This window comes from Mesocryomonas lacus (assembly GCF_055730135.2).
The window spans coordinates 91,086-115,102 of sequence record NZ_JBUZWE020000015.1; the positions used below are offsets into that span (position 1 = coordinate 91,086).

Sequence of the window (24,017 nt, forward strand, 5' to 3'; positions counted from 1 at the left end):
CGGCCGATCTCCCCCCTTGAGGGGGAGATGTCCGGCAGGACAGAGGGGGGAGAGCCCCGCTCAAGCGTCCCGAGCCGGCCCGGCGCAAACCTCGGCACTCCACGGCGCCCCCCTCTGCCTACCGGCATCTCCCCCTCAAGGGGGGAGATCGACCACGCAGCCGCCTGGGTGCCGGCATGACGCCGCTATCCTTTGCCCTGCGCTCCCTCCTCGATGCCGGCACGCCCGCGATCCTCGTCCGCGTTGCGCAAGCGCTAGGCTCGACGCCGCGCGAGGCCGGGGCGGCGATGATCGTGACCGCGGAGAGCTTGTCGGGAACGGTCGGGGGCGGGGCGCTGGAGATGGTCGGGATCGAGCGGGCGCGGGCGATGCTGCGGGATGGCGCGGCCGAGGATCGGCTGGCGATTCCGCTTGGGCCGGCGATCGGCCAGTGCTGCGGCGGGCATGTGACGCTGACGCTGCAGCGGCTCGATGCAGGCCTGCTCGCGGCCGAGGTCGCCGCGGAAGCCGCGGCCGCGGCGACGCTGCCCGCGGTGCTGCTCTTCGGGGCCGGGCATACCGGCCGCGCGCTGGCCCGGTCGCTCTCGCCGCTGCCGTTCCGCCTGTGCAGTGTCGATACCCGCCGCGAGGCCTTTGCCGACTGGCCGGGCGGCGGCGAGACGCGCGTCACCGCTCTGCCGGAGGCCGAGGTCGCCACGGCGCGCCCGGGCTCGGCCTTCCTCGTCATGACGCACGACCACGCGCTCGACTTCCTGATCGCGGCCGCCGCGCTGCGGCGCGGAGATGCCGCCTATGTCGGCATGATCGGCTCGGCGACGAAGCGCGAGACGTTCCGGCGGCATCTGGCGGAGGCGGGCGAGGGGCATCTGATCGAGGGGCTGACCTTGCCGATCGGCGGCCGAACCGTGCGCGACAAACGCCCGGAAGTGATCGCCGCACTGACCGCCGCCGAGCTGATCGAGGCATTGCTCTCCAAGGCTGAGGAAAAGCTAGGCAGTGGCTTTTCGACAGGCACATCGCAATGCAATAGTGAGCGCATCGAACCGGAGCCGAAGCGCCCCTATCCGAAAGCCCGCAATGCCCGCGCGTCTTGAGCTTTCCCGCATTACCAAGCGCTTCCCGGGCGTCACCGCCAACGAGGACGTGTCGTTTGCCGTCGGGCCCGGCAAGATCCACGCCCTGCTCGGCGAGAACGGGGCCGGCAAGTCGACGCTGGTGAAGATCATCTACGGCGTGCAGAAGGCCGATGAGGGCAAGGTGCTGTGGGACGGCCGGGAGGTCTCGATCGCCAGCCCGCGCGAGGCTCGAAAACTCGGCATCGGCATGGTGTTCCAGCATTTCTCGCTGTTCGAGGCGATGACGGTGCTGGAGAACATCGCGCTCGGCATGGACGACCCGCCGCCGCGCGCCGCGCTGGAGGCGAAGGTACGCGCGGTGCTGGAGAGCTACGATCTCGCGCTCGACCCGCACCGGTTCGTGCACACGCTGTCGGTCGGCGAACGCCAGCGCATCGAGATCGTGCGGGCGCTCCTGACCCAGCCGAAACTTTTGATCATGGATGAGCCGACCTCGGTGCTGACGCCGCAGGAGGTCGAGAAGCTGTTCGCGATCCTGCGCAAGCTCGCCGGCGAGAGCTGCTCGATCCTCTACATCTCGCACAAGCTCGCCGAGATCAAAGCGCTCTGCGACAGCGCCACCATCCTGCGCTTCGGCAAGGTCGTCGCCAGCTGCGACCCCCGCGCGGAAACCGCACGCTCGATGGCCGAGATGATGATCGGCGGCGCGCTGAAGGATCTGTCTCACAAGCAAGGCGGCACGTTCGGCGCGGACCGCTTCGCCGTCGAGGCCCTGTCGGCGCCCGGCGAGCCGCCTTTCGGTACCGCGCTGCACGAGATCTCCTTCCGTGTGCGGGCCGGCGAAATCTTCGGCATCGCCGGGGTCGCCGGCAACGGGCAGAACGAGCTGGTGATGGCGCTGTCGGGCGAAAAACCGTCCAGCGGCGGGATTTCCATCGACGGCAAGCCGGTCGACAGGCTCGGCGTCGAGGCCCGGCGCAAGGCGGGGCTCGCCTCGGTGCCGGAGGAGCGCAACGGCCACGCCGCGGTGCCCGGCATGAGCCTTTCCGACAACGCCATCCTGTCGGCCCGCGGCAGGAAGAGGCTGTCGATCGGCGGCTTGCTGCGCCAAGGCGCGACGCGGGCCTACGCGGCCAAGGTGATCGAGGCCTTCTCGGTGCGCACCACCGGGCCGCGCTCCTTCGCGTCGAGCCTCTCGGGCGGCAATCTGCAGAAATACATCATGGGCAGGGAGATCCTGCAGGAGCCGGCGGTGCTGGTCGTCTCGCAGCCGACCTGGGGCGTCGACGCCGGCGCTGCCGGCTTCATCCGGCAGGCGATGATCGACCTTGTCGCCAAGGGTGCTTCGATCGTGGTGATCAGCCAGGATCTCGACGAGCTCTTGGAGTTGTGCGACCGCATCGCCGTCATCAACGGCGGCCGGCTGAGCCGGGCGATGGATGTGAAGGGCGTGTCGATCGAGGAGATCGGCCTCCTGATGGGCGGCGTGCACGGCAGCGACGTACCGCCGCCGCCGCTGTCCGCCGACGTGATCGGAGCCGTCCATGCTGCCTAGGCTGGAGCCGCGCCTTGCCCCGAGCCGCAGCATGGTCGTCGCCGCCCCGGTGATCGCCGTCGCGGCGACGATCCTCCTCGGTACCATCGCTTTCACGCTGCTCGGCTTCGACGGGCTCGGCGCCGTCCAGACGATCTTCGTCTCGCCGCTGCTGTCGGCCTATCGCTGGCAGGACATCCTGGTGAAGGCGGCGCCGCTCGCCATCATCGCGACCGGCCTTTCCATCGGCTTTCGCGCCAATGTCTGGAACATCGGCGCCGAGGGTCAGTACGTGCTCGGCGGCCTCGCCGGCACCGGCGTTGCGTTGGCGACGCACGAGATGACCGGCGGCTGGATCCTGCCGCTGATGATCCTGGCCGGCATACTCGGCGGTATGGCCTGGGCCTCGGTGCCCGCCTTCCTGCGCACGCGGCTCGGCGTCAACGAGATCCTGTCCAGCCTGATGCTGAACTATGTGGCGATCCAATTGCTCTATTATCTGATGCGCGGTCCGTGGAAGGACCCGATGGGCTTCAACTTCCCGCAGACCGTGCTGTTCTCCGCCGACCAGACGCTGCCGATCGCGATTTCCGGCACGCTCGTCCACATCGGCGTGCCGATCGCTGCGGCGCTCGCGCTCACGGCCTGGTTCGTCCTGTCGCGCAGCCTGACCGGCTACCAGATCCGCGTCGTCGGCCTCGCGCCGAACGCCGCCCGCTTCGGCGGGTTTCGCGAGAAGCGCACCGTCTGGCTCGCCATGCTCGCGGGCGGCGGCGCGGCGGGCCTCGCCGGCGTGCTGGAGGTCTCCGGACCTTTCGGGCAGATGGTGCCGGCCTTCCCGACCGGCTACGGTTATACCGCGATCATCGTCGCCTTCCTCGGCCGGCTGCACCCCGTCGGCATCCTCGTCGCCGCGCTGGTGCTGGCGTTGACCTATGTCGGCGGCGAGAGCGCGCAGACGACGATCGGTTTGCCGGCGGCGGCGACCGGCGTGTTCCAGGCGATGATGCTTTTTCTCCTCTTGGCCGCCGACATCCTCGTCCGCTTCCGCCCGGTCTGGGGCAAGCCGGGCACCGCATCGAGGGTGCCGGCATGACGCTGACGCTGCTGATCTCGATCCTGATGACGGTCGCGGCGGCCGCGACGCCGATCCTCATCGCCGCACTCGGCGAGCTGGTGGCGGAGAAGTCGGGCGTCCTGAACCTCGGCGTCGAGGGCATGATGCTGATCGGTGCCGTCACTGGTTTTGCCGTCGCGGTGACCACCGGCAGCCCGGCGCTCGGCTGCGTCGCGGCCATGCTGGCGGCCGCCGCAGCATCGCTCGTCTTCGCTGTGCTGACGCTCAGCCTCAGCGCCAACCAGGTGGCGACGGGCCTTGCGCTGACCATCTTCGGCACCGGCGTCTCGGCGCTGGTCGGCGCGCCCTTCGTCGGCATCACCACGGCGACGCTCGGCCTCGTCTTCCCGCCGAGCTTGGCCAGCGACCCAGTGCTGCGCATCGTCTTCGGCCACTCGCCGCTGGTCTATATCGCGCTTCTCCTGACGCTCGCCGTCTGGTGGTTCCTCAAGCACAGCCGGGCCGGGCTGATCCTGCGGGCCGTCGGCGAGTCCGACACGGCGGCGCATTCGATCGGCTATCCCGTGCTGAAGGTGCGCTATGCCGCGGTGCTGTTCGGCGGGGCGATGGCCGGGCTCGGCGGCTGCTACTACTCGCTGGTGCTGACGCCGATGTGGGCGGAGCGGCTGACCGCCGGGCGCGGCTGGATCGCCATCGCCCTCGTCGTCTTCGCCTCGTGGCGGCCCGGCCGGCTGGCGCTCGGCGCCTACCTTTTCGGCGCGGTGATCACGCTCGAGCTGCAGGCGAAGGCTGCCGGCTTCTCGGCCTTCGCGCCGGAGTTCCTGTCGGCGCTGCCGTATCTCGCCACCGTCGTGGTCCTCGCGCTGATCTCGATGGGGCGCGGCAACGGCAGCACGGCCGCCCCCGCTTGCCTCGGCAAGCCGTTCCGGGCGTCGGCGTGAGCCGGCGATCGCATCCAATCTTCGTACACAATCGGTGTGCGCAAACCGTCCCGTATCCCACTGAGAAGGAGTGTCCCATGCTCGAGATCACCCGGCGCCGGCTTCTGGCAGGCGGCGCTTCGCTGCTGGCCCTGTCCGCCCTCAACCTCGTCCCCGGCTTCAGCGGCCTTGCCGCTGCGCAGGAGAAGAAGGACAAGGTGAAGGCCGCCTTCGTCTATGTCGGCCCGGTCGGCGACTACGGCTATTCCTTCGCCCACGACCAGGGCCGCAAGTTCCTGGCCGAGAAGCTCGGCGACAAGGTCGAGACGAGCTTTGTCGAGAACGTCGCCGAAGGCCCAGACGCCGAGCGCGTCATCCGCCAGCTGGCTCAGGACGGCAACGACATCATCTTCACGACCTCCTTCGGCTTCATGCAGCCGACCGCGAAAGTCGCCAAGCAGTTCCCGAACGTGAAGTTCGAGCACGCCACCGGCTTCACCACCGGCGCCAACATGGGCATCTACAACTCGCGCTTCTACGAGGGTCGCGCCGTGCTCGGCACCATCGCCGGCATGATGTCGAAGAGCGGCAAGGGCGGCTATGTCGCCTCCTTCCCGATCCCGGAAGTCGTGATGGGCATCAACGCCTTCACGCTGGCCGCCCGCAAGGTGAACCCGAAGTTCGAGACCCAGGTCGTCTGGGTCAACTCCTGGTATGACCCCGCCAAGGAGGCCGATGCCGCAAAGGCGCTGATGGACCAGGGCGCCGACGTCATCACCCAGCACACGGACTCGCCGGGCCCGCTCCAGGCCGCCGAGCAGCGCGGCGCCATCGCCTTCGGCCAGGCCTGGGACATGCAGAGCTTCGCGCCCAACGCCCACATGACCGCAATCGTCGACCATTGGGGCCCGCATTACGTGACCTCGGTGCAGGCCGTGCTCGACGGCACCTGGAAGCCCGGCGACGTCTGGGGCGGCATGAAGGAGGACTTCGTCGAGATGTCGCCCTTCAACCCGAAGATGCCGGAGGACGTGAAGGCCGCCGCTGAGAAGATCGTCGCCGGCACCAAGGACGGCTCGTACAAGGTGTTCACCGGCCCGATCAACGACCAGTCGGGCGCCGAGAAGGTGCCGGCCGGGACGGCCATTCCGGACGGCGATCTGTTGAAGATGGACTGGTACGTGGAAGGCGTGAAGTCGTAAGGCTTCGGATTTCGTGACCGAGCGGGGTTCACCCCCCTCTGCCCTGCCGGGCATCTCCCCCTCAAGGGGGGAGATCGAGCGCGTTAAGGGCGGCGACTAGCCCATCTCCCCCCTTGAGGGGGAGATGGGCGGCAGCCCAGAGGGGGGTGTGCGCCGCCACCGGCCCAAAGTTCGTAACCAAGCAGGCAATGCATGGCCCCCTACCTCTACGAATGGCTGAGTTTCGCGGTGCGGTGGTTGCACGTGGTGACCGCGATGGCGTGGATCGGCTCGTCGTTCTACTTCATCGCGCTCGATCTCGGGCTTCGCAAGTCGCGCCAGCTGCCGCCGGGTGTCGGCGGCGAGGCCTGGCAGGTGCATGGCGGCGGGTTCTATCATGTGCAGAAGTACATGGTGGCGCCGCCTGATATGCCGGAGGACCTCACCTGGTTCAAATGGGAGAGCTACGCCACCTGGCTGTCGGGCGCGGCGCTGCTCTTCCTCGTCTACTATCTCGGCGCGGAGCTCTATCTCATCGATCCCGAGCGTGCCGACCTGCCGGTCTGGGGCGCCTCGGCGATCGGCATTTTTGGCATCCTCGCGGGCTGGGTGTTCTACGACCTCCTCTGCAAGTCGCCACTGGCGAAGAACGACACGGCGCTGCTTGCGGTGCTTTTCGTCTACGTCGTCACCGCCTCCTTCCTGTTCTCCCAGGTGTTCTCGGGGCGCGGCGCGATGCTGCACACCGGGGCGATGATCGCGACGATCATGACCGCCAACGTCTTCCGCCTGATCATCCCGAACCAGACCATCGTCGTCGCCGACCTGAAGGCGGGGCGCACGCCGGCGGCCTATCTCGGCGCCCAGGCCAAGCAGCGCTCGCTGCACAACAACTACCTGACGCTGCCGGTGATCTTCCTGATGCTGTCGAACCATTATCCGCTGGCCTTCGCCACGGAGTGGAACTGGGCCATTGCGGGGCTGGTGCTGCTGATCGGCGCGGTGATCCGGCATTATTTCAACACGCTGCACCGGACGCATGTGAAGCTCTGGTGGTGCTGGGCGGTGGCGGCCGTGCTGTTTGCCGCCGTGATCACTCTGTCCGGCTTTCCCGGCTGGCGGGCGGTGCCGGCGGAAGCTGCCGCGGCGCCTGTGGCCCGCGGGTGGACCAAGGACCCGCAGATCGCGCTCGCCAGGTCGCCGCATTTCGCCGAGGCCGAGGCGATCGTCCAGGCGCGCTGTACGATGTGCCACGCCCGCGAACCGCTCTGGCCCGGCATGGTGCATCCGCCGAAAAACGTTCTCCTCGAGACCTCCGACGACATCGTCCACAATGCCGGCCTGATCGAGGTGCAGGCTGTGCGCAGCCATGCGATGCCGCCTGGCAACATCACCGGCCTCGAGCCCGAGGAGCGCCGCCGGCTCTCCGCCTGGATCGACGCGGCCGACGGGATTTACACGCGATGAGCCTGCCCCCTTTGAAGATCCGCAAGACCGCGCTGCGCGGACGTCTCGTCTCGTTCGACGCAGAGCCCTCGACCTCTTCGAAAGCCGTACGCTTCATCGAGGACGGGCTTCTCGTCTTCGAGGACGGCATCATCACCGAGATCGGCGACGCCGCCGAGATCCTGAAGCGGTTGCCGGTCGATGTCGCGGTCACCGACCACCGGCCGTATCTCATCATGCCGGGCTTCGTCGATCCGCACCTGCACATGCCGCAGACCCAGGTGATCGGCTCCTACGGCACCGAACTCCTGGACTGGCTGGCGAACTACACGTTTCCCGAGGAGAGCCGCTACCACGACCCCGATCTCTGCGCGGCCGCTTCGCTTTTCCTGGTCGAGGAGCTGCTGCGCTGCGGCACGACGACGGCGGCGGTCTACTGCACCTCGCATCCCGCCAGCGTCGACGCCCTGTTCGGCGAGGCCTTGCGGCGCGGCATGCGGCTGATCGCCGGCAAGGTGATGATGGACCGCAATGCGCCGGAGGCGCTGCTCGACACGGCCGAGCGCGGCTACGAGGAGTCCAAGGCGCTGATCGCGCGCTGGCACGGGCAAGGGCGGCTGTCCTACGCCATCACGCCGCGCTTCGCGCCGACCTCCACCGAGGCGCAGCTGCGCACAGCCGGGGCGCTGGCGGTCGAATATCCCGACATGCACATCCAGACGCATCTCTCCGAGAACCACGGCGAGATCGCCTTCGTGCGCGAGCTCTTCCCTTGGTCGAAGGACTATACCGAGGTCTACGAGCGCTACGGCCTGGTGCGCGACCGCGCGCTCTTCGGTCATTGCATCCACCTGACCGAGCGCGAGCGCACCGCGCTGGCCGATGCTGGCGCCTCGGCGATCTTCTGCCCGACCTCGAACCTCTTTCTCGGCTCCGGCCTTTTCGATCTCGCCGCGATGAAGACGGCGGGCATCAAGGTGGGGCTCGCCACCGACATCGGCGGCGGGACCAGCTACTCCCTGCTGACGACGGCGATGGAGGCCTACAAGGTGCTGGCGCTCCAGCGCCAGACGCTGCCGGCCTTCGAGGCCTTCCACATGCTGACCGCCGGCAATGCCGCGGCGATCGGAATGGAGGACCGGATCGGCCGGCTGGCACCAGGCTATGAGGCCGATGTCGTCGTGCTCGACGGCCATGCCACGATGGCGCTGCAGCAGCGTATGGAGCGGGTGACGTCGCTGGCCGAGGAACTCTTCGTGCTGATGACCATGGGCGACGACCGCGTGGTGGCGGCGACCTATGTCGCGGGCAAGAGGGTGCACGACCGCCAGGCGTTCACGCACCGGCCGATGGAGGATCGGCCGGAGTTTCCGTTGCGGGCAGCCGAACTGCCGGCGGAATCACTGGCCGCCACCGACGACCAGTAGGGCGCCGCCACCGCTTTTCTCCCGGCCAAAGCGGGACAAATGCGCTGATCGGGCTATCTCTACCCGCGACGGCCGGCGCCGCGCGCCTGCCGGGAGCGAAACGCTGAGGAGAATGCGATGCGACTGGTACGATTTGGCGCCCCTGGCGAGGAGAAGCCGGGACTGATCGACGCGGAACACGTGCTGCGCGACCTGTCTGGCGAAATCGATGACCTGTCCGGGGCGCATCTGTCGCGCGCCGGGCTGGAGCGCATCCGGGCGCTCGACCCGAAGAGCCTGCCGAAGGCCGACCCGTCGCACCGCCTCGGCCCTTGCGTCGGCCGCGTCGGCAACTTCATCGCTGTCGGGCTCAACTATGCCGACCACGCCGCCGAGACCGGCGCCCCGATCCCGGCCGAGCCGATCCTGTTCAACAAGGCGCCGTCCTCGATCGTCGGCCCACATGACGACGTCGTCGCGCCGAAGAACTCGACCAAGCTCGACTGGGAGGTCGAGATCGCCATCGTCATCGGCGAGGAGGCGCACAACGTCTCCGAGGCCGACGCGCTCGACTACGTCGCCGGTTACTGCCTATGCAATGACGTGTCCGAGCGTGCCTGGCAGACCGAGCGCGGCGGCCAGTGGATGAAGGGCAAGGGCGCTCCGACCTTCGGACCTCTCGGCCCCTGGCTGGTGACGCAGGACGAGATCGCGGACGTCCAGGCCGTCGACCTCTGGCTCGACGTCAACGGCGAGCGCATGCAGACCGGCTCGACCGCGACGATGATCTTTCCGATCAAGAAGATCGTCTCCTACATCTCGGAGTTCATTCTCCTGCAGCCCGGCGACGTCATCACCACCGGTACCCCGCCCGGTGTCGCCATGGGCATGAAGCCGCCGCGCTGGCTAAAGGCTGGCGACATCATGACCCTTGGCGGGTCCCATCTCGGCGAACAGCGCCAGACGGTGAAAGCCTACGCCGAGTAGACACTTACGCCGCGCTTGCCCCGTTCGCGCCGAAGAAAGCGCGCGAACGGGCGCAACCCGTAAGCAGCTCGGCTGTTCTCTCCCAAAGCGCTGCAGTGCGAAGAGACCGGGATGCCGACGGCATGGCGTGATCTTGGCGCGCGTAGCGTCCTCGCATTCAAGCTCGGAAGGGTCATCATGGCCAGTGCCACCGAAACACCCCGCAAGCCCTCGAAGATCGTCGCCCCCAAGGTGCCTGTCGATGCCCGCCTGCAGGTGCTGGCCGACAGCCGCATGGTCATCGAAGGCGTCTCGCCGGAGATCGACGGCGGTCGTTTCGCCGTCAAGCGCGTCGAGAACGAGCCGCTGATCGTCGAGGCCGACATCTACTGCGATGGCCACGAGCAGCTGGGCGCGGCAGTGGTCTACGGCGCAGCCGGCGGGGAGCTGCGCGAAAAGCAGTTTACCTTCGTGGAGAACGACCGGTGGCAGGCCGAGATCGCGTTCGAGACGCCGGGGCCGCACCGCTACTCCGTCATCGCCTGGCGCGATCTCTACGCCACCTGGCGCTATGAGGCGGAGAAGAAGAAGACCGCCGGCCTCGACATCACGCTGGAGCTGACCGAAGGGCGCCAGCTGATCATCGAGGCCGCGACCTCCGACCGCGGCAGCGCGGCCGACCGCGCTGCGCTGAAGTCGCTGGTACAGAAGCTGGAGCAGCTGCAGGCTAAGGGCGACGCCGAGACACAGTACACGCTGATGATGGATGCCGAGACGGTCCGCATCCTCGTCGAGACCGGCATGCGCACCAATCTGACGCGCTATCCGATCGACGTGCCGGTCTGGGTCGACCGCGAGCGGGCGGCGTTCAGCGCTTGGTACGAGCTGATGCCGCGCTCGCAGTCGGGCGACGTCAACCGCCACGGCACGTTCGATGACGTCATCGCGCGCCTGCCGGACATCCAGGAAATGGGCTTCGACGTCCTCTATTTCCCGCCGATCCATCCGATCGGCAAGCTCAACCGCAAGGGCAAGAACAATACGCTGACGCCAGGTCCAGACGATCCGGGCAGCCCGTATGCCATCGGCTCGGAGGAGGGCGGCCATGATGCGCTGCATCCCGAGCTCGGTACGTTCGAGGATTTTGCCCGGCTGGTCGAGAAGACAGCTGAGCACGGCATGGAGATTGCGATCGACTTTGCGATCCAGTGCTCGCCAGACCATCCCTGGATCAAGCAGCATCCGGAATGGTTCGACTGGCGCCCGGACGGCACCATCAAGTTTGCCGAGAACCCGCCGAAGAAGTACGAGGACATTGTCAACGTCCACTTCTACCGCGGCGCCATTCCCTCGCTCTGGTACGAGCTGCGCGACATCGTGCTGTTCTGGGTCGACAAGGGCGTGAAGATCTTCCGCGTCGACAACCCGCACACCAAGCCTTTCCCGTTCTGGGAGTGGATGATCGAGGAAGTGCGCAAGGTCGAGCCGGGCGCGATCTTCCTCGCCGAGGCGTTCACGCGGCCAAAGCCGATGAAGCGGCTGGCGAAGGTCGGCTACAACCAGTCCTATTCGTACTTCACGTGGCGGAATCTGAAGTGGGAGCTGGAGGCGTACCTGACCGAGCTGACTACGACGGAAGCGGCCGAGTACATGCGGCCAAACTTCTTCGTCAACACGCCGGACATCAACCCGCGCTACCTGCAGACCTCGGGGCGTCCGGGCTTCCAGATCCGGCTGGCGCTGGCGGCGACGCTCGGCGGCAATTACGGCGTCTACTCCGGCTACGAGCTTTGTGAGTACCTGCCGGTGCTCGGCAAGGAGGAGTATCTCAACTCCGAGAAATACGAGATCCGCTCCTTTGACTGGAAGGCACCGGGCAACATTCGCGACGACATCGCCTTCTTCAACCGCATCCGGCAGTCCGAGCCGGCGCTGCGTTCGTTCCGCGATCTCGCCTTCTATAATTTCTGGAACGACAACGTCCTCTATTACGGCAAGCGGACGCCCGACGGCTCCAGCTTCCTTCTTTTCATCGTCAACCTCGATCCGCACAACCCGCAGGGCGGCAATTTCGAGGTCCCGTTGTGGGAGCTCGGGCTGCCGGACGATGGCGTTGTGCATGTCGAGAACCTCGCGAACGGCCAGCAGTTCGACTGGCAGGGCAAGATCCAGAACTGGTGGCTGGACCCGGCGGCGACGCCTTACGTTGCGCTGCGCATCACCGTCTGAGCGTCGGGAGCCGACCTTCCCGTGCCCGCCGGGCGCTAAGCGCCGTCCCCTGGTTCCCGCTGCCCTCGGCAGCGTGGACCGGCGATCAGAGAGCAATCCTTCATGACCTCATCGACCCCCGCTGCCACCGACAACAACGCCGCAAAGCGGCTGACCCTTTCCGACGGGCCGCTTCATGCCGTCCTGACGCCCGAGGCGCAGCAGGAAATTGCCCGACTGCTGCCGGAGTTTCTCGGCCGGCAGCGCTGGTTCTCCGGCCGCAACCGCGGTGCGGGCGAGACGGAGCTCAAAGTTCTGGGTGTGCCCGCGCCGGGCGATGGTCGCCATCTCCTGACGGAAACGGTGACTCGGACCGCCGCCGGCGAGCAGCGCTATCTGCTGCCGCTGAGCACGCGGTTCGACGAAGGGCATGACGGGGCGGCCAGCCTGCCGCACCGCCTGACGGCGATCGACCAGGGCATGCGTCCGGGCTCCCTCATCGACGGGACCCGCGATGCGGCCTTCGCCGCCATCGTCACCGCGCTCATCGCCGATGGCCGCGATGTCGACCTCGGCAATGGCCGGCTCGAGATCATCGCCTCGCCGCTTGCCGGTGATGTGCTGGAGCGTGCCCGCGCCGTCGCGCCGGAGCGCATCCGGGTGATCTCCGGCGAGCAGTCGAACACCTCGATTCTGATCGGCGACGTCGGCGTGCTGAAGTTCTACCGTCTGCTCCGCGATGGCGTGCAGCCGGAACTCGAGGTGACGCGGTTCCTGACCGACCACACCGACTTCACCGGCACGCCGGCGCTGTTCGGCTCGATTGAACTCGTGCGGCCCGACGGCACGCGCGCCGCGGTCGCGGCGATGTTCAAGCTGGCGGAGAACCAGGGCGACGCCTGGACGGTGGTCACCGGGGCACTGGCGGCGTCGCTCGCCGCCGGAACCGCCGGGTCAGGCGATGACGGCCACGGCACGGTCGTCGGCCGTCGCACTGGTGAGATGCACGCGGCGCTGGCTACCGTGACGGGCGACGCGGACTTCGATCCCGAGCCGGTCGATGCGGCAGCGCTGGCCCATTTCGTCGGCGGCGCCAAGGCCGGAGCCGCCGAATCGCTCGGCGTCCTCCGGCAGATCCGCGGTTCCGCGGGCGGAGACGTGGCGCCGGACATCGATCGCCTTCTGGCGGCCGAGCCCGGCATCATGGCGTGGTTCGACGGCTTTGCCGGCACTGCCATCGCCAGCCACCGGACCCGCATTCATGGCGACTACCATCTCGGCCAGCTGTTGGTCTCCGGCGACGACGTGGTGATCCTCGACTTCGAGGGAGAGCCGGGCGCGCCGCTGGAGGAGCGCCGGGAGAAATCCTCGCCGCTGCGTGACGTCGCTGGCATGTTGCGCTCGTTCGACTATGCGGCCTTCGCGGCGCTTGACCAGGCGGTGCCGGTGACGGATTCCGCCTACGATACGCGGCGGGCGATGGCCGCAGCTTGGCGCGACAAGGTCAGCGCCGCCTTCCTGTCTGCCTGGGGCGAGGCTTCCGGCCTGTCGCTGGACGATGCGGGGTCGGCGCAGCTGCTCGATCTCTTCATCCTGCAAAAGGCCTTCTACGAACTGAAGTACGAGGCGGCGTCGCGCCCGGCTTGGCTGTCGATCCCGCTGCGCGGCATCATTTCCCTTCTCGAAAAACGACAGGTTCTGTGATGAACATCACCGCCACGACCCCGAAGACCCCCGAGCATCGCCCCAACGAGTGGGAGGCGCAGGAAATCGCGCGCGGCACGCACGGCGACCCCTTCGCCATTCTCGGCCCCAAATTCTCCGAGGGCGGCGCCATCATCCGGGCATTCCGGCCGGGCGCCGAAACCGCCACCGTCGTCGACGCGTCGGGCAAGGAACTGGGCCGGCTCGAGCCGGTGCTGGGCGAAGGCTTCCACTCCGGCTACGTCGCCGGTTTGAAGCAAGGCGACACCTATCGCTTCAAGTTCACGCACGGCACCGACGACTGGCTCGAGGACGATGCCTATCGTTTCGGCCCGATCCTCGGCGAACTCGACGTCTATCTCCTCGCGGAAGGCTCGCACTCGCGCCTCTATGAGAAGTTCGGCGCGCACCCGACGGAGATGGACGGCATTGCCGGCACCAGCTTCGTCGTCCTGGCGCCCGATGCCCGCCGGGTGTCGGTGGTCGGCAACTTCAACTCCTGGGACGGCCGCCGCAACGTCATGCGCAAGCGGCATGAATGCGGTTGCTTCGAGATCTTCATCCCCGGCATCGGCCGGGGCGAGGTTTACAAGTTCGAGATCATCGGCCCGCACGGCGAGGTCCTGCCGCTGAAGCAGGATCCGGTCGGCTTCCTTCAGGAAGAAGCGCCGGCCACCGCGTCGATCGTCGACGGGCTGGTTCAGCACGACTGGAAGGACCACGCCTTCACGTCGAAGCCGCGAGATTGGCAGGATGCCGGCAAGCCGATCTCGATCTACGAGGTGCATCTCGGTTCCTGGCGCCGCGGCGACGGCGACACCATGCTGGACTATGACCAGATCGCCGGGCAGCTGGTGCCTTACGTCAAGGAGATGGGCTTTACCCATGTCGAGCTGATGCCGGTCTCCGAGCATCCGTTCTACGGCTCGTGGGGCTACCAGCCGATCGGCCTCTACGCCACGACCTCGCGCTACGGCTCGCCCGAGGCGTTCGCACGGCTGGTCGATGCGCTGCACCAGGCGGACATTGGCGTGCTGCTCGACTGGGTGCCGGGACACTTCCCGACCGACATCCACGGCCTCGCGCGCTTCGACGGCACGGCGTTGTATGAGCATCCGGATCCGCGGCGCGGCTTCCACCAGGACTGGAACACGCTGATCTACGATTACGGTCGGACCGAGATCAAGAATTTCCTCGTCTCCAACGCGCTGTTCTGGCTCGACCGCTTCCACATTGACGGCCTGCGCGTCGATGCTGTCGCGTCGATGCTCTACCTCGACTACTCCCGCAAGGAGGGCGAGTGGGAGCCCAACATCCACGGCGGGCGCGAGAACCTCGAGGCGATCGCTTTCCTCAAGGAGACCAATGAGAAGGTCGGTGGCTACTATCCGAATGCCACGACGCATGCCGAGGAATCGACGTCCTTCCCGGACGTCTCGCGGCCGACCTATGCGGGCGGTCTCGGCTTCCACTTCAAGTGGAACATGGGCTGGATGCACGACACCTTGCACTACATGCAGGAAGACCCGGTCAACCGCCGCTACCACCATCACCACATGACTTTCGGCATGGTCTACGCCTACTCCGAGAACTTCATCCTGCCGCTCAGCCATGATGAGGTGGTCTACGGAAAGGGCTCGCTGCTTGACAAGATGCCGGGCGACCGCTGGCAGAAGTTTGCCAACCTTCGCGCCTATCTCGGCTTCATGTGGAGCCATCCCGGCAAGAAGCTGATCTTCATGGGCGGCGAGTTTGCGCAGCAGAAGGAATGGAACCACGACCAGTCGCTTGACTGGCACCTGCTGGACGATCCCTCGCATGCGGGCATGCAGCGGCTCGTGCGCGACCTCAACACGCTCTACCGCGAGATCCCGGCGCTGCATGAATTGGATTGCGACGCGGCCGGCTTCGAGTGGATCGACACCCAGAACTCGGAGGAGAGCGTTATCGCCTTCCTGCGCAAGGATGCGCTGGGCAATCCGGTGCTGATCGTCTCGAACTTCACGCCGGTGCCGCGCCACGGCTACCGGATCGGCGTGCCGATCGCCGGCGAGTGGGTGGAGCGGATGAACACCGACGCCGACCTCTACGGCGGCTCGAACGTCGGCAACATGGGCGCCAAGACGGCGGACGAATGGTCGGTCAACGGCCGGCCCTATTCGCTCTCGCTGACCTTGCCGCCGCTCTCGACCATCGTGCTGGTCTCGGCCTCCGCGGCAGTCTGACAGCGCAACATCATCCAGACGCTAAGGGGCACCCTCGCGGGTGCCCCTTTTGCATGACCACTTCTGGTGCTCTGCCACTTAGAGAGCGCCTGCCATTCCGTGATCGCCGTTGGACACGGCAAGCCCGTTTCGACCCGCTCGCTTGGCCCGGTACAGTGCCTCGTCCGCTTCCCGCAGCAGTTCATCGAGATCCAGCGACTGCGGAGGGATGGCGAGGCCGGCGCTGACCGTTGCGCCGACCGGTCGTCCGGCCACTTCCCGCGCCGCGGCTGCAAAATCCTCGATGATGGACAGCGCCTTCCGGCGGGCGCCGCTCTCGGTATCGCCCGGCAGCAGCAAGGCGAACTCCTCCCCGCCGAGACGGCCGAAAAGGTCGGCCGGGGTAAGTTGCGCCTGAGCCACGCGGCAGAACAGCTTCAGGATCTCGTCGCCCAGCGCATGTCCGTACCGGTCGTTGATCTGCTTGAAATGATCGAGATCGAAAATCAGCGCGGCCACGGCGCCCCGTTCGGCGATCTCGCGCCGGGCCTGTTCGGTGAAGGCGCGCCGGTTGGCGACACCGGTCAGGTAGTCGACCTGGTATTTGGCGATCAGCAGTTTCTCGCTGCGCTCCCGTGTCATCGCGAGGTAGAGGTAGGTCGTGACGACGATGAACAGCACCGCCTCGAACATCACGATGACCATCGGCAAGCTGCCCGACCGCAGCGGATCGGCGGGGCTGGAGAAGATCGGCAGTGTTGCGATCCGGGCGAGGTAGAGAGTGCCGTGCAGGAGAAAGGCCCATCCGGCCTGGCGCGTCGCGGCAAGGCCTTCGCGCGACCTGAGGAAACAACTGGCGACGCCGAAGCTGTAGGCCGCGATGAGCGCCGAACTTAAGAGAATGCGAAGATCGACATTGGCGGCAAAGCCGGGGAAGGTCCAGGCCACCAGCCATACCAGGACGCCTCCTAGCAGCAAAGGGACAGGGCCGCGCTGGCCGGTGAACTGCGCTGCGGCATGCCAGATCATCCCATAGCCAGCGACCAGGAGGGCATTCGACAGCCCGATCCCGATCGTGACAAAACCAAGCGCGCGCAGACTGCTGAGGAGGCCGGCTACCGCGATCGTGAGATAGCTAAAGCTCCACCACAGGAGTGACGGGGATCGCTGGCGCTGCCACTCCAAGGCCATCCTTCCGGCGGCCAAGAGGCTGATCCCGCACATCAGGTAGAACAGCGTCGGAACGTGTATCTGCATCGGGTTCGCCAGGCGTTGTCACTTTTATCCGGCTGGAACATCGCACGACCGGGTCGGCCGGCCCTACCCGGAAAATCCCAGATGGGTAACTCATCCCATCGCAGCCTTGTTCTAGCGCCAGATGCGCAAAACTTCCTTTAAGATGCGGGTCCGTCGTCCTGCGTCCCGGCAGCCGTCTCCAACTCGACGGGCACGACGTCCACGCTGTGCCGGCTCTTTTGCGAGCCGGAGGTGACGAAGAAGCCGCCGATCGGGGCGACGTCGGCATAGTCGCGGCCAATCGCGACTTCGATATGGTCGGCGCCGGTGACGACACCATTGGTCGGATCGAAGCCGACCCAGCCCGTCTCCGCGCCGAGCCAGACCTTGATCCAGGCGTGCATCGCGTCGGCACCCTCGAGCCGCGGCCGCCCCGGCGGCGGCAAGGTGCGCAGGAATCCGCTGACATAGGCGGTGGGAATGCCGAGCGCCCGAAGCCCGGCAATACCGAGATGGGCGAAATCCTGACAGACCCCGCGGCGGGTGCGGAACACGGTCTCGACCGGCGTGTCGATGCGGGTGGAGCCGGGCGCGTAGGTGAAATCCTCGTAGATCTGGCGGGTCAGGAACAGCACCGCGTCGCCGCCGGAGCTGGCCGGGGCGAGGGGGGCGCCGAGATAGGTGCCGATCTCGGCCGACTGGCGCACCAACCGGCTCGAGGCGAGGAAATGCACCGGGCTGAGGGGGCCGAAGTCGCGGCTGCGCAATGCGGCGTCGCGGATGTCCGCCAGCGTCGGCGTGGCGCCGAGATCGGGCGCCCTTGGCTCGACGCGCACCCGGGCGCGCATCTCGACACTCAGTCGGTCGTGCGCCTTGCGCAGCAGGACATGGTCGATCTCGTTGCCGAAGAAATCATGCTCGGTGCTGTGCTCCTCGGCCTGCGGCAGCACGTTCAGAGACTGGGCAATCGTGGTCTGTCCGGCGCCATCGCGCAGCCGGATGCGCAGGACGTGGCGCGCATCCTTGACGGCCGACGGGTAGTCGGACGCGATCTTCAGAGTGATGTCGTAGATCATTCGTGATCGAACCGTTCGACCGTTTCGCCGGGGTCAGAGGCAAAATAGCGCTGCGTCAAGAGATCGGAAAGGTCGGAGAAGTCGCCAGCGACCCTCTGCAGGAAGGCCTCGTCGACCTCCGTCGGCCCGGCCGTCGCAAGCCGCACCTGCAAGCGCGCGATCCGCCGCGCCAGCTGGTCGAGCGTCTCCCCGGCGACGACGCCCGGCAGCTCGCCGATGGCCCGCTTCAGCGAGTTCACCTGATAGGCGACCGAGCGCGGATTGGCGGGGTCGAGGACGGTGAGGTCCAGCACCGTCTCGCGCGAGAGGGTCACGGTATAGCGGCGGCGGTAGGTGACGCGGCTGTCGGTGAACTCCAGCAGGACCTCGAAGGCGCCCTCGGGCACCTCGCCGGCGGTGACGGCGGCGGCGATCGCGGCGGTCATCGCGCCGCGCTCGATCCGACGCCCGCATTTGAGGAAACGCCAGCCGGCGAACTGGTACATGTTCTCGCGCACCAGCCCGGTGAAGCCCGAGAGCCGGGTCATCACCTGGCTGGTCAGCGCGATCAGGTCCTCGTCGCCGCCGTGCTGCGTCGCGTCGTCGAGGAGATCGACGATCTCGCTCAGCGTCCGCCAGCCGTCGGGCGAGAAGCGGTCGCGGATGCGCGAGGCGGTGTTCAGCGCCGAGCGCGACAGTTTGAGGAGACCCGCGGCCGGATGCGCCGCGGTGACATCGACGCCGACGCGTTGCAGCAGCTGGGCGACGCGCCGGTCGACAAGGCCTTGCCGGGCGGCTTCCGACTGGCGGGAGGCGTAGAGCCGCAGAAGCCGCGTCGCGACTTCCGTGCGCTCGGTATAGCGGCCGAGCCAGAACAGGTTGTCGGCGGCGCGGGCCGGCAAGGCGCCGGGGCGGCGGCGCAGGAAGTTGCCGGTCGGCACTTCGCCGAGCAGCGTCAGCGGCTCCTCGTCGGTATCGGAAGTCACCCAGACATCAGTCGAACGCCCGCCCGCCTGCATCGACACCGCCTTGGCGTCGGTCTCGTCGGAAACCCGGGCGAAGCCGCCGGGCATGACGTGCCAGCCGGTCGCGTCGCGGGCGAGGAACACGCGCAGCGTCACCGGCCGGGCGACCAGCGTGTCGTCGAGGAAGACCGGGGCGGTCGACAGCGCGACGAGTTCCTGGCCGACGACGCCGGTGCCGCCGGCGTCGAGTTCGGCGGCAAGGCGGTCGTGCCGGTTGCCCGGGGGCGGATCGGAGGCGTGCGGGAAGGCGTCGGCGAGCGCCAGACGGTGGCGGTTGCGCGAGACGTGGTCGCGCTCTTCCGCCTGGCCGCACCACCAGGTGGCGATGGTCGGCAGTTCCAATGTCTCGCCGATCAGCGCCTTGGCAAGCGCCGGCTGGAAGGCGAGGAGCGCGCGCGTCTCGAGAATGCCGGAGCCGAGCGCATTGACCATCTGCAGCGATCCCGCGCGGATCGCCCGCAACAGGCCGGGCGTGCCGATGCGCGAGCGCTGGAACAGCTCCAGCGGATCGGCGAAATCCGAGTCGAGGCGCCGCCACAGCACCTTTAGCGGTTCGAAGCCGTCGACGGTGCGCACCTCCACCGCATCGTCGTTGACGACGAGATCGCCGCCTTCGAGCAGCAGGAAACCGAGATAGCGCGAGAGATAGGCGTGCTCGAAATAGGTCTCGTTCATCGGACCGGGGGTGAGCACCCCGATGCGCTCGGTGCCATCCTGGTTCAGCCGGAGCAAGGATTGCCGGAAACGCTGGAAGAAGCCTGCGAGCCGCTGCACCCGCATGTCGGCGTTAAGGTCGGGAAAGGCGCGCGAGGTGGCGACGCGGTTTTCCAGCGCGAAGCCGGCGCCCGACGGCGCCTGTGTGCGGTCGCCGAGCACCCACCAGCGCCCGTCCGGGCCGCGGCCGAGGTCGATGGCGATGAAGCGGATCAGCGGATCGCCGGCCAGGCCTTGATTGGCGATCGGCCGCAGGAATTCGGGGTTCTCGCCAACGATCACCGCCGGCAGCGTGCCGTTGGCGAGCAACGTCCGCGCGCCATAGAGATCGCCGACCAGCGCTTCGAGGAAGCCGGCGCGCTGGACGAGGCCGCGTTCGAGCGTCGCCCATTCCGCCGCGCCGAGGATCAGCGGCGGGAAGGTCAGCGGCCAGCTGCGCTCGTCGCGTTCTGCCTCGCCAGTGCCGCCATAGACGCGGTAGAAGACGCCGGCCTCGCGCAGGTACTGGCGGGCGCTGCGCACCCGGCCGGCGCGATCGGACGCGGTCATCGCCGCCAGCGCCTCGGCGAGCGGGCGATAGTGCGGCCGGATGCTGCCATCGGCCGCCAGCATCTCGTCATAGACCCCCGCCGGCGGGTGGTAGCCCGCCAGCAGCGCGTCGAGCGCCAGGCCCTCTCGGGAAGCGGCGGCACTCATGGCTTGCCCGTCATCCCGGTCAGACCGCCAGGCTCGCCGGACGGCGCAGATCCAGCGTCGTCGGGAAGGACGGGTCGGGGATCTCGAGCACCGGCGCGTAATGCCCCGGCGTGTGGCCGATGTCCTCGAACCGCGCCAGCCGGCGCGCCTCCGCCTCGTTGGCGTTGACCGGGAAGGTCTCGTAGTTGCGACCGCCGGGATGGGCGACGTGGTAGACGCAGCCGCCGAGCGAGCGCTGCGACCAGCGATCGTAGATGTCGAAGGTCAGCGGAGCGTGCACCGGAATGGTCGGGTGGAGGCCAGAGGCCGGCTGCCACGCCTTGAAGCGCACGCCGGCCACCGCGTCGCGGCCGTTGCCGACCGGCGTCAGCGGCACCTGCCGGCCATTGCAGGTCACGATGTGGCGCGCCGGGTCGAAGCCGGTGAGTTTCACCTGCAGCCGCTCGACCGAGGAGTCGACGAAACGCACCGTGCCGCCGATCGCGCCGGTCTCGCCCATGACGTGCCAGGGCTCGAGCGCTTGCCTGAGCTCCAGCGCAATGCCCTCGCGCTCGATCTTGCCGCAGAACGGAAAGCGGAACTCGGCCTGCGCCTCGAACCATTCCGGCCGGATGGCAAATCCCGAGCGGCTGAGATCGGCGAGAACGTCAAGAAAATCCTGCCAGAGGAAGGCGGGCAGCATGAAGCGGTCGTGCAGCGTCGTGCCCCATCGGGCGAAACGGCCGGACTGCGGCTCCTTCCAGAATTTCGCCACGAGCGCCCGCACCAGCAGCTGCTGGGCAAGGCTCATGCGCGCGTCTGGCGGCATCTCGAAGCCGCGGAACTCGACGAGGCCCAGGCGCCCGGTCGGGCCGTCCGGCGAGTACAGCTTGTCGATGCAGATCTCGGAGCGGTGGGTGTTGCCGGTGACGTCGACGAGGAGGTTTCGGAACAGCCGGTCGGTCAGCCACGGCAAGGGCGCTGCGCCTTCGCCCGGCAGCGGCACCTGCGCCATCGCGATCTCGAGCTCGTACAGCGCATCGTGCCGCGCCTCGTCGACGCGCGGCGCCTGGCTCGTCGGCCCGACGAAGAGGCCGGAGAAGAGGTAGGAGAGCGAGGGATGGCGCTGCCAGTGCAGCACCAGCGACTTCAGGAGGTCCGGCCGGCGCAGGAAGGGCGAGTCGGTCGGCGTTGCGCCGCCGACGACGACGTGGTTGCCGCCGCCGGTGCCGGCATGCTTGCCGTCGATCATGAACTTGTCGGTGCCGAGCCGCGACTGCCGCGCCTCGTCGTAGACGGTGCGGGTGATCTCGACGCATTCGCGCCAGGAGGCGGCGGGGTGGACGTTGACCTCGATGACGCCGGGGTCCGGCGCCACGCGGATGACGTTGACGCGCGAATCGTGCGGCGGCTGGTAGCCCTCGATCACCAGCGGCAGGCCGTGCTTCTCGGCGATCACCTCGACGGCCTGGAGGAGATCGAGATAGGCCTCGAGCGACTCCAGCGGCGGCATGAAGACGCAGAGCTTGCCGTCGCGCGGCTCGATCGAGATCGCCGTGCGCACCGCGCCGAAGATTTCCTCGTGCTTCTGCTCCGGCGCCTGCCAGACCTCGGGGCTGGCGGCGAGGATGCTCGGCTGCTCGCGGCCGGGGCCGATCTCCTCCGGCGCCGCCAGCGGGCCCTGTTCTGCGGTCGGATCGTTCGGGTGGATGTAGGGGTACTGCGCCGGCGGCACGTGCGGCAAGGCGCCGAGCGGCAAGCGGTAGCCGACCGGGCTGTCGCCGGGCATCAGGAAGAGTTGGCCGCGCCGCGTCGTCCAGCGCTCGGACATCCAGCGCACGCCCCGCGTCATGCCGGTGCCGCTTGCCTGCGACTGCCAGGCCTGAACGGGGAGCACGTAGCCGGACGCCTTCGACAGGCCACGGTCGAAGACGCGGGCCAGGCGCGCGCGCTCCTCGGCATCGTCGAGCTTCGGGTCGCTCGGCTCGACGTTTTCCGGCAGCTTCGCCTCGCGCGACATCCAGTAGGACGGGTCTTCGTAGGCGGCGGCGGCATAGGCGGGGTCGACGCCGAGCTCCAATGCAACTTCCCGCGTCAGCGTCTCGGCGTCGGCGAGCGAGACTGGGGCCTCGGTGACCTCGCGGGCGATGAGGTTGGAATTGCGCCAGATCGGCAGGCCGTCCTTGCGCCAGTAGAGCGAGAAGGTCCAGCGCGGCAGCGTCTCGCCGGGATACCACTTGCCCTGGCCGTAATGCAGGAAGCCGCCGGGCGCGAAGCGGTCGCGCAGGCGGCGGATCAGGTCGTCGGCGAGCGCCCGCTTCTGCGGCCCGACGGCGGCGGTGTTCCACTCCTCGGACTGGAAGTCGTCGATCGAGACGAAGGTCGGCTCGCCGCCCATGGTGAGGCGGACGTCGTTGGCCTTGAGCTCGGCGTCGACCGCCTCGCCGAGCGCATCCAGCGCCTGCCAGCTCTCGTCGGAGAAGGGCGCGGAGACGCGCGGCCGCTCGGCGATGCGCTCGACCGTCATCTCAAAGCCGAAGGTCACCTCGGCATAGTCAACGCCGCCGGAGATGGGCGCGGCCGAGCCGTAGTGCGGGGTGGCTGCAAGCGGCACGTGGCTCTCGCCGGTCATCAGGCCGGAGGTCGGGTCGAAGCCGATCCAGCCGGCGCCCGGCAGGTAGACCTCGGCCCAAGCGTGCAGGTCGGTGAAGTCGTGGTCGGTGCCGGCAGGCCCATCGAGCGAGACGAGGTCGGGCTTCAGCTGGATGAGGTAGCCGGAGACGAAGCGCGCGGCAAAGCCCAGCTGGCGCAGAATCTGCACCAGGAGCCAGGAGGTGTCGCGGCAGGAGCCCGAGGCGTTGGCGAGCGTCTCCTCCGGCGTCTGGACGCCCGGCTCCATGCGGATGAGGTAGGTGATCTTCTGCGACAGCAGCCGGTTGAGGCCGACGAGGAAATCGACCGTATGAGTCTCGCTGCGGTCGAGCTCGGCGAGGAAGGTTCTCAGCAGCGGCCCGGCGGACTCGGCGCCGAGATAGGCGGAGAGGTCGGTGCGCAGCGGCTCCTCATAGGCGAAGGGCCAGGCCTGGGCGGCATCCTCGACGAAGAAGTCGAAGGGATTGTAGACCGTCATGTCGGCGACGAGATCGACCTCGATCTTGAACTCGGTCGCCTTGTCCGGAAAGACGAAGCGGGCGAGGTAGTTGCCGAACGGATCCTGCTGCCAGTTGATGAAGTGGTTCTCCGGCGTCACCTTTAGCGAGTAGGACGGCACCTTGGTGCGCGAATGCGGGGCAGGGCGCAGGCGGATGACCTGCGGACCCAGCCGGACCGGCCTGTCGTACTGGTAGTGCGTGACGTGGTGGAGTGCGGCGAGGATCGACATCGGGCGAAGTCTTACCTTCTTCATCGGATTGTTCGCCAAGACCATAGCCGTTCACGTCCCCGCCGCAAGCAGGTAAGGCGCACTGTGTTCGCAGATGCGAAAATAACAGCTTTCCCCTTGGCTAGATCGGGGAACTACCGCGGACGCCTCACATTGAGGCGAGAAGAAGGTCGCCGATCCTCCGCCTGCCTGCCGCTTCCTGTGTTC

15 protein-coding genes are annotated in these 24,017 nt (G+C 67.7%); 11 read left to right on the forward strand and 4 right to left on the reverse strand.

Annotation, left to right across the window (positions count from 1 at the left end; genetic code table 11):
• Positions 1-176 precede the first annotated feature (176 nt).
• From xdhC to glgB, 11 genes are all read left to right on the forward strand, one after another.
• Positions 177-1,094: a xanthine dehydrogenase accessory protein XdhC gene (gene xdhC, locus ACZLZY_RS21100; protein WP_472936022.1), complete on the forward strand. Its 918-nt coding sequence runs from the start codon at positions 177-179 to the stop codon at positions 1,092-1,094.
• Positions 1,078-2,631, forward strand: a complete 1,554-nt coding sequence (locus ACZLZY_RS21105) for an ABC transporter ATP-binding protein (protein ID WP_472936023.1) — start codon at positions 1,078-1,080, stop codon at positions 2,629-2,631. Before xdhC ends, ACZLZY_RS21105 begins: the two co-directional genes overlap by 17 nt.
• Positions 2,621-3,706 carry an ABC transporter permease gene (locus tag ACZLZY_RS21110; protein WP_472936024.1) on the forward strand — a complete coding sequence of 362 codons (1,086 nt, stop codon included), beginning with the start codon at positions 2,621-2,623 and terminating at the stop codon, positions 3,704-3,706. The genes ACZLZY_RS21105 and ACZLZY_RS21110 overlap by 11 nt, the downstream gene beginning before the upstream one ends.
• 2 nt (positions 3,707-3,708) lie before the next feature.
• A complete protein-coding gene (locus ACZLZY_RS21115) occupies positions 3,709-4,629 on the forward strand; it encodes an ABC transporter permease (protein ID WP_472936069.1) in 921 nt (306 codons plus the stop codon).
• A 77-nt stretch (positions 4,630-4,706) separates the two neighbouring features.
• Complete coding sequence (locus ACZLZY_RS21120; protein ID WP_472936025.1) at positions 4,707-5,810, forward strand: BMP family ABC transporter substrate-binding protein; 1,104 nt, start codon at positions 4,707-4,709, stop codon at positions 5,808-5,810.
• A 192-nt stretch (positions 5,811-6,002) separates the two neighbouring features.
• Positions 6,003-7,256, forward strand: coding sequence for a urate hydroxylase PuuD (locus ACZLZY_RS21125; protein ID WP_472936026.1), 1,254 nt, complete (start codon positions 6,003-6,005; stop codon positions 7,254-7,256).
• A complete protein-coding gene (gene guaD / locus ACZLZY_RS21130) occupies positions 7,253-8,662 on the forward strand; it encodes a guanine deaminase (RefSeq protein ID WP_472936027.1) in 1,410 nt (469 codons plus the stop codon). The genes ACZLZY_RS21125 and guaD overlap by 4 nt, the downstream gene beginning before the upstream one ends.
• A gap of 117 nt (positions 8,663-8,779) precedes the next feature.
• On the forward strand, positions 8,780-9,628 hold the full coding sequence (locus tag ACZLZY_RS21135; protein ID WP_472936028.1) for a fumarylacetoacetate hydrolase family protein: 849 nt from the start codon (positions 8,780-8,782) through the stop codon (positions 9,626-9,628).
• 177 nt (positions 9,629-9,805) lie between these two features.
• Entirely contained in the window at positions 9,806-11,836 is a 2,031-nt protein-coding gene (locus tag ACZLZY_RS21140; RefSeq protein ID WP_472936029.1) for an alpha-1,4-glucan--maltose-1-phosphate maltosyltransferase, read from the forward strand.
• Positions 11,837-11,938: 102 nt separating this feature from the next.
• Positions 11,939-13,519, forward strand: coding sequence for a putative maltokinase (locus ACZLZY_RS21145; protein WP_472936030.1), 1,581 nt, complete (start codon positions 11,939-11,941; stop codon positions 13,517-13,519).
• A complete protein-coding gene (glgB, locus tag ACZLZY_RS21150) occupies positions 13,519-15,744 on the forward strand; it encodes a 1,4-alpha-glucan branching protein GlgB (protein ID WP_472936031.1) in 2,226 nt (741 codons plus the stop codon). The genes ACZLZY_RS21145 and glgB overlap by 1 nt, the downstream gene beginning before the upstream one ends.
• A gap of 78 nt (positions 15,745-15,822) precedes the next feature.
• Here the strand turns inward: glgB and ACZLZY_RS21155 are convergent, their stop codons facing one another.
• The 4 genes from ACZLZY_RS21155 to ACZLZY_RS21170 form a co-directional block, all read right to left on the reverse strand.
• Positions 15,823-16,980, reverse strand: a complete 1,158-nt coding sequence (locus tag ACZLZY_RS21155) for a GGDEF domain-containing protein (RefSeq protein ID WP_472936032.1) — start codon at positions 16,978-16,980, stop codon at positions 15,823-15,825.
• Between the two features lie 137 nt (positions 16,981-17,117).
• Positions 17,118-18,035, reverse strand: coding sequence for a transglutaminase family protein (locus tag ACZLZY_RS21160; protein WP_472936033.1), 918 nt, complete (start codon positions 18,033-18,035; stop codon positions 17,118-17,120).
• The gene (locus tag ACZLZY_RS21165) at positions 18,032-20,449 is read right to left on the reverse strand and encodes a circularly permuted type 2 ATP-grasp protein (RefSeq protein ID WP_472936034.1); all 2,418 of its coding nucleotides are present in this window, start codon (positions 20,447-20,449) and stop codon (positions 18,032-18,034) included. Before ACZLZY_RS21165 ends, ACZLZY_RS21160 begins: the two co-directional genes overlap by 4 nt.
• A 19-nt stretch (positions 20,450-20,468) precedes the next feature.
• Positions 20,469-23,810 (reverse strand): transglutaminase family protein, encoded by a 3,342-nt coding sequence (locus ACZLZY_RS21170; RefSeq protein WP_472936070.1) that lies wholly within the window; start codon positions 23,808-23,810, stop codon positions 20,469-20,471.
• Positions 23,811-24,017: the final 207 nt, after the last annotated feature.

Bases quoted from the DNA above. Each gene is read 5' to 3' on its own strand.
- guaD (WP_472936027.1), top strand. From the start codon at position 7,253: ATGAGCCTGCCCCCTTTGAAGATCCGCAAGACCGCGCTGCGCGGACGT.
- ACZLZY_RS21125 (WP_472936026.1), top strand. From the start codon at position 6,003: ATGGCCCCCTACCTCTACGAATGGCTGAGTTTCGCGGTGCGGTGGTTG.
- ACZLZY_RS21135 (WP_472936028.1), top strand. From the start codon at position 8,780: ATGCGACTGGTACGATTTGGCGCCCCTGGCGAGGAGAAGCCGGGACTG.
- glgB (WP_472936031.1), top strand. From the start codon at position 13,519: ATGAACATCACCGCCACGACCCCGAAGACCCCCGAGCATCGCCCCAAC.
- ACZLZY_RS21110 (WP_472936024.1), top strand. From the start codon at position 2,621: ATGCTGCCTAGGCTGGAGCCGCGCCTTGCCCCGAGCCGCAGCATGGTC.
- ACZLZY_RS21120 (WP_472936025.1), top strand. From the start codon at position 4,707: ATGCTCGAGATCACCCGGCGCCGGCTTCTGGCAGGCGGCGCTTCGCTG.
- ACZLZY_RS21160 (WP_472936033.1), bottom strand. From the start codon at position 18,035: ATGATCTACGACATCACTCTGAAGATCGCGTCCGACTACCCGTCGGCC.
- xdhC (WP_472936022.1), top strand. From the start codon at position 177: ATGACGCCGCTATCCTTTGCCCTGCGCTCCCTCCTCGATGCCGGCACG.
- ACZLZY_RS21105 (WP_472936023.1), top strand. From the start codon at position 1,078: ATGCCCGCGCGTCTTGAGCTTTCCCGCATTACCAAGCGCTTCCCGGGC.
- ACZLZY_RS21145 (WP_472936030.1), top strand. From the start codon at position 11,939: ATGACCTCATCGACCCCCGCTGCCACCGACAACAACGCCGCAAAGCGG.
- ACZLZY_RS21155 (WP_472936032.1), bottom strand. From the start codon at position 16,980: ATGCAGATACACGTTCCGACGCTGTTCTACCTGATGTGCGGGATCAGC.
- ACZLZY_RS21165 (WP_472936034.1), bottom strand. From the start codon at position 20,449: ATGAGTGCCGCCGCTTCCCGAGAGGGCCTGGCGCTCGACGCGCTGCTG.
- ACZLZY_RS21170 (WP_472936070.1), bottom strand. From the start codon at position 23,810: ATGTCGATCCTCGCCGCACTCCACCACGTCACGCACTACCAGTACGAC.
- ACZLZY_RS21140 (WP_472936029.1), top strand. From the start codon at position 9,806: ATGGCCAGTGCCACCGAAACACCCCGCAAGCCCTCGAAGATCGTCGCC.